At 67.4% G+C, this 14,481-nt stretch carries 14 protein-coding genes; 4 read left to right on the plus strand and 10 right to left on the minus strand.

The window, feature by feature from the left end:
• Positions 1 to 85: 85 nt before the first annotated feature.
• The 5 genes from eno to ACSQ89_RS39230 form a co-directional block, all read right to left on the minus strand.
• Complete coding sequence (eno, locus tag ACSQ89_RS39210) at positions 86 to 1,369, minus strand: phosphopyruvate hydratase (protein WP_436297531.1); 1,284 nt, start codon at positions 1,367 to 1,369, stop codon at positions 86 to 88.
• Between the two features lie 12 nt (positions 1,370 to 1,381).
• The gene (gene pyk / locus ACSQ89_RS39215) at positions 1,382 to 2,797 is read right to left on the minus strand and encodes a pyruvate kinase (protein WP_436297532.1); all 1,416 of its coding nucleotides are present in this window, start codon (positions 2,795 to 2,797) and stop codon (positions 1,382 to 1,384) included.
• Position 2,798: 1 nt separating this feature from the next.
• Entirely contained in the window at positions 2,799 to 4,103 is a 1,305-nt protein-coding gene (locus ACSQ89_RS39220) for a glycerate kinase type-2 family protein (RefSeq protein WP_436297533.1), read from the minus strand.
• 17 nt (positions 4,104 to 4,120) lie between these two features.
• Positions 4,121 to 5,476: a dicarboxylate/amino acid:cation symporter gene (locus ACSQ89_RS39225; RefSeq protein ID WP_436297534.1), complete on the minus strand. Its 1,356-nt coding sequence runs from the start codon at positions 5,474 to 5,476 to the stop codon at positions 4,121 to 4,123.
• A 142-nt stretch (positions 5,477 to 5,618) separates the two neighbouring features.
• The gene (locus tag ACSQ89_RS39230; RefSeq protein WP_436297535.1) at positions 5,619 to 6,707 is read right to left on the minus strand and encodes a tartrate dehydrogenase; all 1,089 of its coding nucleotides are present in this window, start codon (positions 6,705 to 6,707) and stop codon (positions 5,619 to 5,621) included.
• 117 nt (positions 6,708 to 6,824) lie between these two features.
• Between ACSQ89_RS39230 and ACSQ89_RS39235 the strand changes: the two genes are divergently transcribed.
• Complete coding sequence (locus tag ACSQ89_RS39235) at positions 6,825 to 7,754, plus strand: LysR substrate-binding domain-containing protein (protein WP_436297536.1); 930 nt, start codon at positions 6,825 to 6,827, stop codon at positions 7,752 to 7,754.
• Between the two features lie 288 nt (positions 7,755 to 8,042).
• Here the strand turns inward: ACSQ89_RS39235 and ACSQ89_RS39240 are convergent, their stop codons facing one another.
• From ACSQ89_RS39240 to ACSQ89_RS39260, 5 genes are all read right to left on the minus strand, one after another.
• Positions 8,043 to 9,086, minus strand: coding sequence for a relaxase/mobilization nuclease domain-containing protein (locus ACSQ89_RS39240; protein WP_436297537.1), 1,044 nt, complete (start codon positions 9,084 to 9,086; stop codon positions 8,043 to 8,045).
• 55 nt (positions 9,087 to 9,141) lie between these two features.
• Entirely contained in the window at positions 9,142 to 9,720 is a 579-nt protein-coding gene (locus ACSQ89_RS39245; RefSeq protein ID WP_436297538.1) for a hypothetical protein, read from the minus strand.
• A 458-nt stretch (positions 9,721 to 10,178) separates the two neighbouring features.
• Positions 10,179 to 10,436, minus strand: a complete 258-nt coding sequence (locus ACSQ89_RS39250; protein WP_436297539.1) for a hypothetical protein — start codon at positions 10,434 to 10,436, stop codon at positions 10,179 to 10,181.
• The gene (locus tag ACSQ89_RS39255; RefSeq protein WP_436297540.1) at positions 10,411 to 10,686 is read right to left on the minus strand and encodes a hypothetical protein; all 276 of its coding nucleotides are present in this window, start codon (positions 10,684 to 10,686) and stop codon (positions 10,411 to 10,413) included. The genes ACSQ89_RS39250 and ACSQ89_RS39255 overlap by 26 nt, the downstream gene beginning before the upstream one ends.
• Positions 10,687 to 10,779: 93 nt before the next feature.
• Positions 10,780 to 12,510, minus strand: a complete 1,731-nt coding sequence (locus ACSQ89_RS39260) for a ParB/RepB/Spo0J family partition protein (RefSeq protein ID WP_436297541.1) — start codon at positions 12,508 to 12,510, stop codon at positions 10,780 to 10,782.
• Positions 12,511 to 12,645: 135 nt separating this feature from the next.
• On the opposite strand from ACSQ89_RS39260, the gene ACSQ89_RS39265 reads away from it, so the two are divergent.
• From ACSQ89_RS39265 to ACSQ89_RS39275, 3 genes are all read left to right on the plus strand, one after another.
• Positions 12,646 to 12,864 carry a hypothetical protein gene (locus tag ACSQ89_RS39265; RefSeq protein WP_436297542.1) on the plus strand — a complete coding sequence of 73 codons (219 nt, stop codon included), beginning with the start codon at positions 12,646 to 12,648 and terminating at the stop codon, positions 12,862 to 12,864.
• A gap of 625 nt (positions 12,865 to 13,489) precedes the next feature.
• Positions 13,490 to 13,789, plus strand: a complete 300-nt coding sequence (locus tag ACSQ89_RS39270) for a hypothetical protein (RefSeq protein ID WP_436297543.1) — start codon at positions 13,490 to 13,492, stop codon at positions 13,787 to 13,789.
• A gap of 85 nt (positions 13,790 to 13,874) precedes the next feature.
• Entirely contained in the window at positions 13,875 to 14,237 is a 363-nt protein-coding gene (locus ACSQ89_RS39275; protein WP_436297544.1) for a hypothetical protein, read from the plus strand.
• Positions 14,238 to 14,481 lie beyond the last annotated feature (244 nt).

Here is a 14,481-nt window from a genome sequence, read left to right on the forward strand (position 1 = left end):
GATGCGACTGTAGGCAGCCGCGGGGTGTTCAATGCAGGCCGGAAGTGAATCCGGCGTTAACTTGAATTCAACGATGCAAGCGAGGTCAGGGAAGGCAATGGATGGCCGCACGACCGGCGAACACGGCATCGCGGCCCAGCTCTGCCTCGATAAGGAGCAGCCGGTTGTACTTGGCCATCCGATCCGAGCGGCACAGCGAGCCGGTCTTGATCTGCGTTGCGGCGGTGCACACGCTCAGGTCGGCGATGGTGGTGTCTTCCGTTTCGCCCGAGCGGTGCGAGACCACCGAGGAATATCCGGCCTTGTCGGCCATGGCGATGGCGGCGAGCGTCTCGGTCAGCGTGCCGATCTGGTTCGGCTTGATCAGGATCGAGTTGGCCGCGCCGCGCGCGATGCCTTGCTGCAGGATCTCGGTGTTGGTGACGAACAGGTCGTCCCCGACCAGTTGCACGCGGCGGCCCAGCTTCGCCGTCAGCAGCTCCCAACCGTCCCAATCGTCTTCTGCCATGCCGTCTTCGATGGTCACGATGGGATAGGCATCGACCCAGCGCGCCAGGTAATCGACGAAGCGGGCCGAGTCGAAGCGCCTGGACTCCGACGCCAGTTCGTACTGCCCACCCTTGTGGAACTCGGAACTCGCAACGTCCAGGCCCAGGGCGATGTCCGCTCCGGCCTTGAACCCTGCCTGTTCGATCGCAGCCAGGATGATCTCGATGGCCGCCTCGTTCGACGGCAGGTCGGGCGCGAAGCCGCCTTCGTCCCCCACCGCAGTCGACATGCCGCGGCTCCTGAGCAGGCTCTTCAGCGAGTGGAAGACCTCGACGCCCCAGCGCATCGCTTCGGAGAAGCTGGGCGCGCCCACCGGCACGATCATGAATTCCTGCATGTCGACGTTGTTGTCTGCGTGGGCGCCACCGTTGATGATGTTCATCATCGGCAGTGGGAGCACCGGCTTGCGGGCGCCGCCGATGTGGCGATAGAGCGCCGCGCCGCTGGATGCCGCCGCGGCCTTGGCCGCTGCGAGCGACACCGCGAGGATCGCGTTCGCGCCCAGTCGCGACTTGGTCGAGGTTCCGTCGAGATCGATCATCAGGCGGTCGAGCGCGGCCTGGTCTTCGGCGGCGCGGCCGACCAGCGCCTTGCTCAGCTCGCCGTTGACGTGGCCGACTGCCTTGATGACGCCCTTGCCGAAGTAGCGCTTCGGGTCGCCGTCGCGCAGCTCGATGGCTTCCCGGGCGCCCGTGGAAGCGCCCGAGGGTGACGCAGCGAAGCCCTTGGCGCCGTCCGAGAGCGCCACCTCCGCTGCCACGGTGGGATTGCCACGGGAGTCCAGGATCTCGAAGCCGCGGATGTGTTGGATCGATGGCATGTCTGCTCCCGTTCAGATCTGCGCGATGCGCAGAAGGTTGGTGGTGCCGGAGGTGCCGAAGGGCATGCCGGCCGAGATCACGATGGTTTGCCCGGCGGCGCCGAAGCCTTCCTTCTGCGCGGTCCGGCAGGCGAGTTCGCTCATCTCGGGCACGTCCACCACTTCATGGCAAAGCACGGCGTGGACGCCCCACGCGAGCGCCAGGCGGCGCGCCGTGGCGAGCCGGGGCGTCATGCCGATGATGGGCGCGCGCGGCCGCTCGCGCGCCATGCGCAGCGCCGAGTAGCCCGAGCTGGTGTAGGCGACGGTGGCCGCTGCGTTGAGCAGGCCCGTGATGTCGCGCATCGCGGAGCCGATGGCATCGGCCGTGCGCGCCAGCGGTTCGGCGCGCGAGGAATCGATCGCGGTGCGGTAGTTGGGATCGCTCTCGGTGTGCGCGATGATGCTGCTCATCATCTTCACCGCCTCGACCGGATAGCGCCCGCTGGCCGATTCCGCCGACAGCATGACCGCGTCGGCGCCTTCGTAGATCGCCGTCGCCACGTCCGAGGCCTCGGCCCGCGTGGGCACCGGTGCAGCCACCATCGACTCGAGCATCTGGGTGGCGACGATCACCGGTTTGCCGGCCCGCCGGCAGGCGCGGATGATCCGCTTCTGGATCGAGGGCACCTGCTCAGCGGGCATCTCGACGCCGAGGTCGCCGCGGGCGACCATCACCGCATCCGTCTCGGCCACGATGGCATCGAGCGACGCGATGGCTGCCGGCTTCTCGAGCTTGGCCACGATCCCGGCGCGCCCGCCGATGATGGCGCGCGCTTCGGTAATGTCTTCGGCACGCTGCACGAACGACAGCGCGACCCAGTCGATGCCGAGCGTGAGCCCGTAGTCCAGGTCGGCCCGGTCCTTGGCGGTCATGGCGGAAAGCGGCAGCACCACGCCGGGGACGTTCACGCCCTTGCGGTCCGACAGCTTGCCGCCGTTGATCACGCGCGTTTCGGCGAAATCGCGGCCGAACTTCTGTACCCGCAGCCGCAGACGGCCGTCGTCCAGCAGCAGGTCGGTGCCCGTTTCGAGCGCCGCGAAGATCTCGGGGTGCGGCAGTGCGACGCGCGCCGCGCTGCCGGGCGTCTTCGTGTCCAGGTCGAGCCGGAAGGCCTTGCCTTCGACCAGGTCGACGGGACCATCGGGGAAGGTGCCGATGCGCAGCTTGGGCCCTTGCAGGTCGAGCAGCACGCCGATGGGCCGTCCGCTCTCGCGCTCGACTTCGCGGATCAGGTCGAGGCGTCGCTTGTGATCTTCGTGCGTCCCGTGGCTGAAGTTGAGCCGGAACACATCGGCGCCGGCGTCGAACAGCGCCTGGATGGTCTGCCGCTCGTCGCTTGCCGGGCCGAGGGTCGCGACGATCTTCGCGTGCTTTTCTCTTCGCATCTCAGTTTCTCCTGGGGGCACGCTCGGTGCTGCCGGGACCGGCAGCGATCACGATCGCGCGAAAGTCGTTCACGTTGGTCAGCGTCGGACCGGTCAGCACCGAGTCGCCGAGCGCCTCGAAGAAGCCGTGGCCGTCGTTGTCGTCGAGGCGCTCGCGCGGCCTCAGGCCCTGCGCGCGTGCGCGGGCCAGCGTGTCGGGCGCGAGCAGCGCGCCGGCGATCTCTTCCTGGCCGTCGACCCCGTCGGTATCGCCGGCGAGCGCGTGGATGCCGGGCTCGCCGTTCAACGCAATGCCCAGGGCCAGCAGGAACTCGACGTTGCGCCCGCCGCGGCCGCCTCCGCGCAGGGTGACCGTCGTCTCGCCGCCGGACAGCAGCACGCACGGCGCCGCCACCGGCTGGCCGTGCCGTGCCACCTGCAGCGCGATGCCGGCCAGCGTCCGCGCCACCTCGCGCGCCTCGCCTTCGATCGCATCGCCGAGGATGCAGGCCTCGAGACCCGCGTCGCGGGCGACAGCCGCCGCGGCCTCCAGCGCCATCTGCGGGGTCGCGATGAAGCGGTTTTCGATGGAAGGCAGGCGCGGATCGTCCGCCTTCAGCGTTTCGCCCTCGCCGGTTTCGAGCAGCGCAAGGGCCCGTGACGGCACATCGATCTCGTATCGACGAAGGATTTCCAGTGCGTTAGCGCAGCGCGTGCGGTCGGGCACGGTCGGCCCGGAGGCGATGTCGATGGGATCGTCGCCCGGCACGTCGGACAGCAGCAGATTGACCACGTGTGCCGGATGGCATGCCGCGGCCAGTCGTCCGCCCTTGATGGCCGACAGATGGCGCCGCACGCAGTTCATCTCGCCGATGCTGGCTCCGCTGGCGAGCAAGGCCCGGTTGAGCGTCTGCTTGTCTTCCAGCGTGAGGCCCGGCAACGCCAGCGGCAGCAGCGAGGAGCCGCCGCCGGAGATCAGGCACAGCACCAGGTCGTCGCTGGTGAGACCCCGGACTGTCTCCAGCATGCGAGCTGCGGCGAGCTCGCCGGCCGCATCGGGCACCGGATGCGCAGCTTCGACGATCTCGATGCGCTCACAGGGCACGGCGTAGCCGTAGCGCGTCACGACCAGGCCGCTCAGCGGCCCGTGCCAGTGCACTTCCACGGCTCGGGCCATCGCGGCCGAGGCCTTGCCGGCGCCGATCACCACCAGCCGGCCCTTGGGCGGCGCCGGCAGGTGGCGCGGCACGCACAGCGCGGGCTGGGCAGCGGCGATTGCGGCGTCGAACATGACGCGCAGCATGTTGCGGATGTCTGCGGGATTCATTGCAGCAGCCATCCGATTCAGGCCGCGATCCGCGTGCCGCCGAGCTCGACGCGGATCGGCTTGACGTTGCTTGCCTCGTCGTCGTCGCCTTCGTACAGCTCGTCCAGGTTCTCGGGATCGCTCTTGCCGTCGAGCACCTGCGTCAGTCGATCGCGGTCCACCGCGCCAACCCAGCGGGCGATCGCAATGGTGCCGACCGCGTTGCCGATGGTGTTGGTGATGGCCCGCGCTTCCGACATGAAGCGGTCGACGCCGAGCAGCAGCACCATGCCGGCGACCGGGATCTTGCCCATCGAGGCGAGCGTGGCGGCGAGCGTGATGAAGCCGGAGCCCGTGACCCCTGCGGAGCCCTTGGAGGTCAGCAGCAGCACGCCCAGCACCACCAGCTGATCGGTCATCGTCAAGGGCGTGTTGGTGGCCTGGGCGATGAAGATCGCGGCCATCGTGTAGTAGATGCACTGGCCATCCGGGTTGAAGGTCAGTCCGGCCGGAACGACCAGCCCGACCACCGGCTTCGAGACGCCGGCATGCTCCAGCTTGCGCATCAGCTGCGGCACCACGGATTCGGATGAGCTCGTGCCCAGCACCGTGAAGAGTTCGTCCTTGATGTACTTGAGGAACTTCCACAGGCTGAAGCCCGACATCCGCGCGATGATGCCGAGCACGATCGCGACGAACAGGAAGCAGGTGATGTACATCGTGCCCATCAGCTTGCCCAGCGAGACGACCGAGCCCAGGCCGTACTTGCCGACGGTGAATGCCATCGCGCCGAAGGCCGCCAGCGGCGCCAGCCGCATGATCATTCCGACCACCGAGAACACGCCGTGCGTGAACGAGTCGAGGAAGTCCACCACCGGTTTGGCGCGCGGGCCGATGTGGGACAGCGCGACGCCGAACATGGTGGCGAAGACCAGGATCTGCAGGATGTCGTTGCGGGCCAGCGCATCGACGACGCTCGTCGGCACCAGGTGCATGAGGAAGTCGATGAAGCCTTCGGGCTTGGCACTCGCGGCGGTGTAGCCGGCGATCGCCTTGGTATCGAGCTGCGTGGGGTCGATGTTCATGCCGTTGCCGGGGCCGACGACATTGACCACCACCAGCCCGAGCGCCAGCGCGAAGGTCGACAGGATCTCGAAATAGATCAGGGCCCGGACGCCGACGCGACCGAGCTCCTTCATGTTCTCCATCCGGGCGATGCCGAGCACCACGGTGGCGAAGATGATCGGTGCGAACACCATCTTGATCAGCTTGATGAAGATGTCGCCCAGCGGTTTGAAGTCGCTGCCGATGTGGGGGACGAAGAAGCCGAGGGCTGCGCCGGCGAATACGCCGATGAGCACCTGGACGTACAGCTTTCCGAAGAAGCGGCGCATGGTTTGTCTCCTGGTGGATGTGTGGGCACGGTTCGCCCCTGCGGCGCTTGGCGGCCGCTTCGGGTTCGGAGGCGGCGCGTGCCGCGCGGCCCCTTGGTTCAGGAAGGAAATCCCGGCCGCCGTCGGCCGGGGTGAGGGGCCGTCAGGCCGCCTTGCGCTGCGTGCTGCCGGCCACCTGGTCGCACACGGCCTGGGTGACCTGAGCGGTCGTCGCCGTGCCGCCCAGGTCGCGCGTGTGCAGCGACTTGTCGGCAGTGACCTTCTCGATGGCCTGCATGACGCGCTTCGCGGCATCGGTCTCGCCGAGGTGCTCCAGCAGCATCACGACCGACCAGAATGTGCCGACCGGGTTGGCGAGGCCCTTGCCCATGATGTCGAAGGCCGAACCGTGGATCGGCTCGAACATCGACGGATAGCGGTGCTCCGGATCGATGTTGCCGGTCGGCGCGATGCCCAGGCTGCCGGCCAGCGCCGCGGCGAGGTCGCTCAGGATGTCGGCGTGCAGATTGGTCGCGACGATGGTGTCGAGCGATGCCGGGTTGTTGATCATCCGGGCCGTCGATGCATCGACGAGTTCCTTGTCCCACTTGACGTCCGGGAACTCCTTGGAGATCTGCAGCGCGATCTCGTCCCACATCACCATCGCGTGGCGCTGGGCGTTGCTCTTGGTAATGACGGTCAGCAGCTTGCGGGGCCGCGACTGCGCCAGCTTGAAGGCGAAGCGCATGATGCGCTCGACGCCGGCGCGGGTCATCATCGACACGTCGGTGGCGGCTTCGATCGGATGGCCCTGGTGCACGCGGCCGCCGACGCCGGAATATTCGCCTTCGGAGTTCTCGCGCACGATGACCCAGTTGAGATCGTCCGGGCCGCAGCGCTTGAGCGGGCCGTCGATGCCGGGAAGGATGCGCGTCGGGCGCACGTTGGCGTACTGGTCGAAGCCCTGGCAGATCTTCAGGCGCAGGCCCCAGAGCGTGATGTGGTCGGGGATGTGCGGGTCGCCGGCCGAGCCGAACAGGATCGCATCCTTGTCGCGAATGGCGTTCAGGCCGTCGTCCGGCATCATCACGCCGTGCTCGCGGAAGTAGTCGCCGCCCCAGTCGAAGTTCTCGAACTCGAACTTGAAGCTGCTGCCGGCCGAGGCCAGGGCTTCCAGCACTTGCTGGCCGGCGGGCACGACTTCCTTGCCGATGCCGTCGCCGGGAATGGTTGCGATCTTGTACGTCTTCATGGGTTTGTCTCCGAGGGGTGGTGTTGAAGGGGTATGCGTACTGTAGGAATTCGACACCCCCTCGGCGCGGCGCTAAAGTGAATCCATTGTTAACTTGAGTTCAACAGTGGAGCGACCATGACCTCTGCAATCCTGCCGGCGGACCTGGGCTTCTTTTCCACCCTCGCCAGTGCCGGAAGTCTCAGCGCCGCAGCGCGGGAACTCGGTGTCACCACGCCCGCGGTGAGCAAGCACCTCGCGCTGATGGAGTCACGCGTCGGGGTGTCGCTGGTGAACCGCTCGACGCGCCGCATGAGCCTGACGCCCGAAGGCGAGGTCTACCTCGAGCACGCGCGCCGGATCCTTGGCGACATCGACGGCATGGAGGAGCTTCTTGGAGTTTCCAAAGCGACGCCGAAAGGCCTGTTGCGGGTGAACGCCACGCTGGGCTTCGGGCGCAGCCACGTAGCGCCGCTGATTTCGAGGTTCGTTCGCAAGTACCGGGAAGTCGAGGTGCAACTGCAGTTGTCGGTCAACCCTCCGGCACCGACCGAAGACCTCTTCGACGTCTGCGTGCGCTTTGGCGCACCGCCGGACAGTCGCGTCATCGCAAGGCGCATCGCGGCCAACCGCCGCCTGCTGTGCGCGGCGCCAGCCTACCTGGCCAAGCATGGCATCCCGAAGGTCCCGAACGACCTGACGAAGCACAACTGCATCGGCATCCGGCAGGGCGAGGAAGCCTACGGCGTCTGGCGGCTGGCGAGCGGGAGAGGCCGCAGCGCAAACACCGAAGCAGTCAAGACGCGCGGAAACCTGGCGACCAACGATGGCGAGATCGCGGTCAACTGGGCGCTCGACGGCCATGGCATCCTGATGCGGGCCGAGTGGGACATCGAACGCTATCTCCGCAACGGCCGGCTGGTGCCGGTCCTGCCGCAGTACTTCACGCCCGATGCGGACATCTACGCGGTGTACCCACAGCGGCACCAGCTGGCCGCCCGGGTCCGGGCCTTCGTGGATTTCCTGGCGCTTTCGTTCACGCAGCAGGCGGCGGCTGCGAAAACGTAGTGCAGCCCGTGTTGAACAATCCTTTGGCCCGGATTTGCAGGGTCGGAATTAACCCCCCCGACACGATGTCGGCTTCCGGGGGCTAAGCGGGCCTGACGATCGGGCGATGGCTGCCTGGACCGCGGAGGTTCTTGGGACTACGACCATTCCCGGTGCATCATGGCGGCACCGTAGGCCCGCAAAGATAGACCGGTCGTTCGCGAAGAAATTTGCCAAGGTCTGCAGTCGGTAGGCGCCGACATCCGACTGGCCGAAGCCGAACGGCAGCAGCCAGTCTTGAAGAGACCTTCACCGCGTCTGCTGCCTTGGCGGCTCTTGAGAAGAGTGCTCCAGCGCTCGGCTTCTGGCCTGCTCTCTCCAGCGCTCAGCCATTCGCTGCGCATCAGTCTGCACTGCGGGCATGCGTACAAGGAAGCGATCAACCTGTGCGGCAAGATCACCTTCGCCCTGTTTTCGAAGTATGTCCGCCGTTGCGCGCCAGTCCGCCACTGCTTCCTGCCGGGTACCCTCCATCGCCTTCTGGCCGGCATCCAGTGCTCTCGATCCCGACCTGAGGGCCTGGAGCACGCTGTCCAGCTTGCCGCGCATGAAGGTCGAGGTCTTCGGCGGCTGACGCTTGGCCCGCTCGCCGGTCGACAACTCGCCGAACGTGCGAAGTGTGCGGAGCCGATGATGAATCGCGTCTCGATACGGCTTGCGGATCTGCCCTCGCACCCGCCGAGGCGTCGCATTGGCCGCCACGCCCTGTTCGCGCATCACCGCCGCGAACTGTTCTCGCCATTGCCGCAGCGTGGCCTTGCGGATGTAGAGACGCTTGCCGGGCTCGAACTCGTGCTCGCACTTGACCACCAAGTGCACGTGCGGATGCGCCTGGTCGGTGTGCAACACCATCGCATAGCGGTACTGCAGCGCGAAGTTCTCGCGCGCGAACACACGCGCCGCGGCCGCCACCTTCTCCGGCGGCGTGCCAGCCGGCATCGATAGGACGAGGTTGTGGACGAGCTTCGCACGGGTGTCCTTCTGGCCCTCGACCGGCCTCGGCTTGTACTGGCTTTTGCAAAGGTCCAGCTGCCAGTCGGCCACGATCTCCTTGGCCGCGCCTCGGCCCTGCAGCGTCAGCCCCTCGTCGGTTTCCATCGGCAGCTTGCCGTGCCGGCCGATGTAGCGCAGGTGCGCGTCGACCCCACCGACATCCCGCCCGCCACCGGAGACCTTCACCATCACCTCGGGCGCGCGACCCACCGTGCGCTGGATCTGCGCGATCTGCGCGGCTCCGAAGCGCAGTGTGCCGCTCGGTCCTCGCCGACCGTAGCTCACGATGTCCAGCGCCATGTCGCGCACCCCGCCGGCCGGCGAGCGACTGCTGCGCCCCAACCTCACCGTCTGCTTAGGCATCGCCCAGCTCGCTGCGAGTTTCCCAGCTGATCAGGTTCCGGCGCACGACGGCGGCCGTGGCCTCGCGTGCCGCGTCGATCTCCCGCCGGGCCAGCGCGATCGCATCGCGCAGTTCCGACGCCGCCGGCTCCGCCAAGGTGTTGGGCATGCCGAACACTCGAAGCTGCCGCCCGAGCGCAGCCAGTTGCGCGCCGTTTGCCTTGATCAGGTCCAGCTCGTTCGGCGGCAGCACCGCCGAGCCGCGGACATGGTTGTGAATCAGCAGGGCTAGGTAGCTGCCAATCTTCATCCCGCGGGCGCCGGCCCGCTGTGCCGCCAACGTTCGATCGCCGTTGCGAAGCCGCAGCGTGATGCGTTCCTCCGCAACACCCTCGACAGTCGAATCACGCGCGATCCGTTGCTCGCTCGATCCGCGCGGCACAGAGCTGTTGTCCTTAAGCACTTCGTCGACCAGCTTCGCGAGCAGACCCGACTCGCTGAGCTGGTGGCGCGCGGCCAGCGCGGCAAACCGCGCCCTCGTATCGGACGACACCCGGGTCCCAATCACGCTCGATCGAGAAGTCTTGGTCATCGCAACGCCATGGCTGTTAACAATGTCTGACGGCAGTCTATCCTGCCCTCAACACCGCACAAGGCCTTGGGTGTCGGCATGCCGACACCTTTCGATCCGCACAGCACCGACAGTCCAAACTTGACGCGCTTCTCTGATCGCCGAGCTCGCGCTGGGCTGGCTCAAAGAGACAGAGGTCCACCATCACCGATGACAGGTCTCCGACGACTTCATGGCCTGCCCTCGAGGCCTCATATCGGACAGGGTGTCGGCATGCCGACACCTTTGATCCACACGACACCGAGAGACCAAGCTCCATGCGCTCCTCTTCCCAGCGCGAGCTCGACGACCAGGCTGACGATGAAAGCACCCGCCTGGCTCAAAGAGAGAGGCCCGTCATCCCCGATGACGGACCTCGAACGCCTTCATTGACTGCCCTGGATGCCAACATCGGGCAGGGTGTCGGCATGCCGACACTTTCAGTCTTGCCATCGTTGCGCCAGCCGTCGCGCCTGCTGCACGGCGTACTCCGCATCGCGCAGGAACTCGGCGATCAGGCTGAGCGTCGGATCGTCGCCATGGCGCTCCTGCGTGTGCTCCACGCCGAGCACGGCCAGTTGCAGCACCTCGTCGCACTCGCAGGTGCGGCGGTACAGGCACCGGCCCTCGAACCGGGACAGCGGCCCGGGCCGGTCGGCGGATGACGCGGCGTTAGCGCCGTCGGCTGTGCGGTTCATGGCGATCAGTCCTGGCGGTCTTGCCATCGGATGGCGAGGACTCTGCCTCATCGGCTTTCCCCAGCGGGACCGGCGTCAGGTCGCGCGTGCTGCCAATGCCCTCCAGGACGGGCTGGAACCGGGCAGCAAAGACGCCGTGGATCGGGGCGGCGGCACGCTCTGGCGCTGCAGGCCGGGCGGCGAGGGTGAGGATGGCCAGCAGCGCTGCCATACCGCAGGTGACGACCAGGACGGGGATTCGTGCGTTCATGTGTGCCTCCATGGGATCGAAATCGTCGAAGGGTGGGCTGATAGGAAAGAGAGTCGGCGCGCCGCGCGAGACGTCGCTGGCGCGCCGTCCCTGCTATGCGTCGTCTTCGCGTGTGCGCGGCTGCGCGCTCAGGGACCGCAGCGGTACGGGCAGCCAGCGCGCGCCTTCCAGCTTGCTGGCGCAGTGCGCCACCGCATCGGGCTTCTTCATCCCGGCCACGGCCCGGGTGGCATCGCTGCCGGTGGCTTCCTTCACGGCCTCCAGTGCCTTGGCCTTGCTCACGTGGCGCAGGTAGTTCGCGACGGTCGGCACCCACCAGTCGGCCATGTCCACGCCCAAGGCTTCGGCGAGGGTATCGCTGTGGTTGCAGGAGCGCGGGCGGCCAGCCACGGCGTTGACGCTGCGCGCCGTGCAGTAGGAGAGCAATTCGAGCAGCGTCTCTTGGGGTTGGGCCAACAACCATCGGAACAATGCATCAGGATTTCCCGGCAGGCGGTCACCCCACTCGGTCTCTGCGCCGCCAAGCACCGTCGCTGCAGGACTCTCCGAATACTCGCTCGCCTCCTGCGCCAATGTGCTGTCGCCCGTCACGCGAACCGACACCTTCACGATGTCGTCGCCCGACCCGTAGAGACCGAACACCGTCTCTGCCATCCGGTGCACCAGCGTCACCAGCGCGATGTCGGGGTTCTGCACCAGCGCGGCCTGGATCGCCGCCGTCCGGTGCGAGGTGAGATCGCGCATGAGCTTCTCGCTGAACTCCGGACGTGAGGTCGAAGACAGGTCGCGAGGTGCCGATTCATCCTCCCCGCCCTCCCCTGCGCCTGCCCCGGCGGCCGCCGCCTTGCGGTCGCTCGGACGAAGGAGGCCACGGTCGATCACGACATCGCCACGGCTGTCGAGCCGGATCAGTGCCCCCGCGATCGCGAGCCGTTCGGCTGGCCATTGCCAGAGTCCCTCGCTGGCGGCTTCGAGCTTTTGCTCGGCCGTGTCGAGCGCTTCGCACAATTGCTGCTCGACGAGCTCGAAGTCCTCGGCGTCGGGATCGCCCTTCTCCTGATGCCGGTCGTAGGCTTGCGCGTGGGCGCGTTGCTCGGCCGTGAGTTGCTCGATCAGCGCAGCCTCTTCGGCGGTTGGTTCCCGCCGCTCCTTGTCCGCGCGGCCATAGCCGCGCCACGACGTCGTGTCGGCGTCGAGCGAGCATTCCACCCATGACCAGCCCTCCTCCTTGATCCCCGCGGCGACACCGCGCAGCTTGTCGATGGCAAGCGTCTGCAGCAGTGGCGGGTTGTCCAGGTAGATGCCGCTGAGGTCATCCAGGGAAGCGAACAGGTCGCGGCGCACCGTGCCGCCCTCGGCTTCGTAGGCGTCGAGCCCGACGAAACGCGCCAGCCGGCTGTCCGCGCTGCAGGCCTCGGCCGTCACGGCGTTGCGGATGCGCCAGGCGCTGCGGTCGTAGGGGCTCAGGCCCTCCCACACCGCCTCCTGCGTCGCGTGGCTCTCAAGCAGCGCCAGGGCGTGCAGTTGATCGGGCTCGATCTCGCCGGCGCGGTACATGTCGAGGAAGCGCGGTGACAGGCGCGCGAGCTTGAGGCGTCGCTCCACGGTCAATGGGGAGACACCGAAGCGTCCCGCCACCTGCGCTACGGTGAGCCCTTCCCCTTCGATCAGCCGCTTGAAGGCTTCCATCTGGTCGGCCGGATGCATGGCCTCGCGGCCCGAGTTCTCGGCCAGCGAAACCTGCAGCGCTTGCGCCTGCTCGTACAGCTTGCACTCGACCGGCTGCGAGCCCGACCAGCGCCCGCTTTGCGCGAGCACCTGCATGGCACGCAGACGTCGGCCGCCCGCCACACCACGGCAAACCGGCCATCGGGCACGGCGACCACACTGAGGCGCTGCAGCAGCCCCTGCGCCTCGATCAACGCGGCGAGTTCGACGAGCCCTTCCTCGTGGTGCACCTTGCGCACATTCGCTTCGCTGATGAAAAGCCGGTCCAGCGGCACCAGCACATCGCGCCCTGCGGGTTCCACAGCCACAGGCGTCTCGATCTTCCCGGCCGCTGCCTTGTTCCCCGTCTTCTGGGCACGCGATGCAGCAGCCTTCCTCGGCTTGGCAATGACAGTCATTTCGCTTTCCTTTGCAGTTGAAGTTGAAGTTGAGGAGATGCCGGGTTCCTAGATTCAGAGCCCTTCGATGAAGGGTTCCGGTACGCATCGGCCTCCTACCCGGAGCTGGCCGCCGTTTTCCTGAGTTCTTCGCCCGGTGAACGACAGCGACCGCGATGACGGGGGAGCAAGGGGGAAGCATTCGTAACGCGCCAGCGTTATGAACACCCCCTTGCAGGCGAAGCCGGTCCCCCGGCAGCGCGGGCGCAGAGTCACCGGACAAGGCGAAGGACTCAGGCAAACGGCAGCACTGCAGGAGGTCGACGCGCACCGGAACCGCCGCGCGGCGAGCGCCTCTACCTGCCGCAGGCAGGTCTGATCAATGGATGTTCAAGGGGCGCAGCACCTGCGCCAGGGATGCGCAAGGCTGGCCACCAGGCCAGTCCCCGCGAGGGGATGAGCGCGCATGCGCGAACCTGGAGCAGCCCGACAGCGGCGCAGCCGCTGGGGCGCCCGCCTCGAGCACCGCAGTGCGCATCGCCGCGGCCCTTGCGTTCCACCGACCGGCCCTCACTTTTTCAGCATCAGGCCGACCAGCGCACAGTTGAGCCGGCCGGCCGACCACGCGAATCAGAAATCACCGACGGCGCCGTTTTTCCGATAGGGCAAAGCTGGAACGGCACTTGCTGGAGACCGCCATGCTCACCACGGACCAGAAAGAGACCATCCTTCGCCGGGCCGGCGTCGCCGTTCCAGCCTTTCCAGCCTTTCCCTCCCGCCGCCCTTCCGATCAGCAGCACCAGTCAGACGCCGAGCCGATCCTCAAGGGCCGCATGCTGGCAGACGGCCGACAGAAAGCAGTCGAGCAGTGGGCCCGGACCATCGACGCCCTCTTCGTCGAGTATTCGGCCGCCCGCGCCGCCAGGAGCCTGCGCGACGCCGAGGAAGCTCGGCAGTTGGGCGCGCTGCGCCACGCGGCGGGCGGCTCGACCGCGTGACTGAGCCGTCGAGCGACAAACCCGCCATGGCGGAGCCACACCCGGTCAACGCCCCGCTCACGCCCGACGGGCGCTACTCATCATCGTGCGCGGGCGCCTGTGGCGCGCCGTCAATCCTGGTCTGACTCGCGAGGAGCGCCAGCACCTGATCGACCGGTTGATGGACGCCCGCCGCGCGGTGGCAGCAGCCCGGCGCAGCGGCGAAGCCGCGGCGCTGCGCCAGGCCCGAGACCCGGCGAACGCCGCCAAGCTCGCCCTGGGCGAGCGTGGCCCGGTCTGGTGGACCGACGGCGCGCCAGACCTCAACCGCCGTCTGGTGTGCAACACCCCGTACGCCAAAGCGTCGACCGAATTGCCGGTTCAACCGGCTCGCATGTCCCACCCAGTGGACCGCCTCATGCCAACCCATCGAAATCAGTTCGACGTAGGCACCCGTCGCGCCTCGTGATTCACGTGGATGCCTGGCGCTTTGGTCCGAGCCGAACGCGGGATCCGTTGTCGGTTTTCAACTTACTTGGAATTTTTTGCAGCTTGGTTGGAACTCGCGGCCAAGCCGGGAGGCGGCGGCCGGCCGGGGCGGCAGCGCCGCCTGGCAGGCGATCTCGTGCGCCCCTGGGGGCGCCTTGGCCCGCCAGTGCGACGAGGGATCGGCCGGGGGCGGCGCCAAACCCGCTGAGGCCCAGCCACAGTGG

The organism is Variovorax sp. LjRoot175 (assembly GCF_964253805.1).
In the GTDB taxonomy this organism is placed as follows: Bacteria; Pseudomonadota; Gammaproteobacteria; order Burkholderiales; family Burkholderiaceae_C; genus Variovorax.

Excerpts from the sequence above, each read along its gene's own strand:
- ACSQ89_RS39220 (WP_436297533.1), bottom strand. The coding sequence starts at position 4,103 with ATGAATCCCGCAGACATCCGCAACATGCTGCGCGTCATGTTCGACGCC.
- ACSQ89_RS39250 (WP_436297539.1), bottom strand. The coding sequence starts at position 10,436 with ATGAACCGCACAGCCGACGGCGCTAACGCCGCGTCATCCGCCGACCGG.
- eno (WP_436297531.1), bottom strand. The coding sequence starts at position 1,369 with ATGCCATCGATCCAACACATCCGCGGCTTCGAGATCCTGGACTCCCGT.
- ACSQ89_RS39230 (WP_436297535.1), bottom strand. The coding sequence starts at position 6,707 with ATGAAGACGTACAAGATCGCAACCATTCCCGGCGACGGCATCGGCAAG.
- ACSQ89_RS39260 (WP_436297541.1), bottom strand. The coding sequence starts at position 12,510 with ATGCAGGTGCTCGCGCAAAGCGGGCGCTGGTCGGGCTCGCAGCCGGTC.
- ACSQ89_RS39245 (WP_436297538.1), bottom strand. The coding sequence starts at position 9,720 with ATGACCAAGACTTCTCGATCGAGCGTGATTGGGACCCGGGTGTCGTCC.
- ACSQ89_RS39270 (WP_436297543.1), top strand. The coding sequence starts at position 13,490 with ATGCTCACCACGGACCAGAAAGAGACCATCCTTCGCCGGGCCGGCGTC.
- pyk (WP_436297532.1), bottom strand. The coding sequence starts at position 2,797 with ATGCGAAGAGAAAAGCACGCGAAGATCGTCGCGACCCTCGGCCCGGCA.
- ACSQ89_RS39235 (WP_436297536.1), top strand. The coding sequence starts at position 6,825 with ATGACCTCTGCAATCCTGCCGGCGGACCTGGGCTTCTTTTCCACCCTC.
- ACSQ89_RS39255 (WP_436297540.1), bottom strand. The coding sequence starts at position 10,686 with ATGAACGCACGAATCCCCGTCCTGGTCGTCACCTGCGGTATGGCAGCG.
- ACSQ89_RS39240 (WP_436297537.1), bottom strand. The coding sequence starts at position 9,086 with ATGGCGCTGGACATCGTGAGCTACGGTCGGCGAGGACCGAGCGGCACA.
- ACSQ89_RS39225 (WP_436297534.1), bottom strand. The coding sequence starts at position 5,476 with ATGCGCCGCTTCTTCGGAAAGCTGTACGTCCAGGTGCTCATCGGCGTA.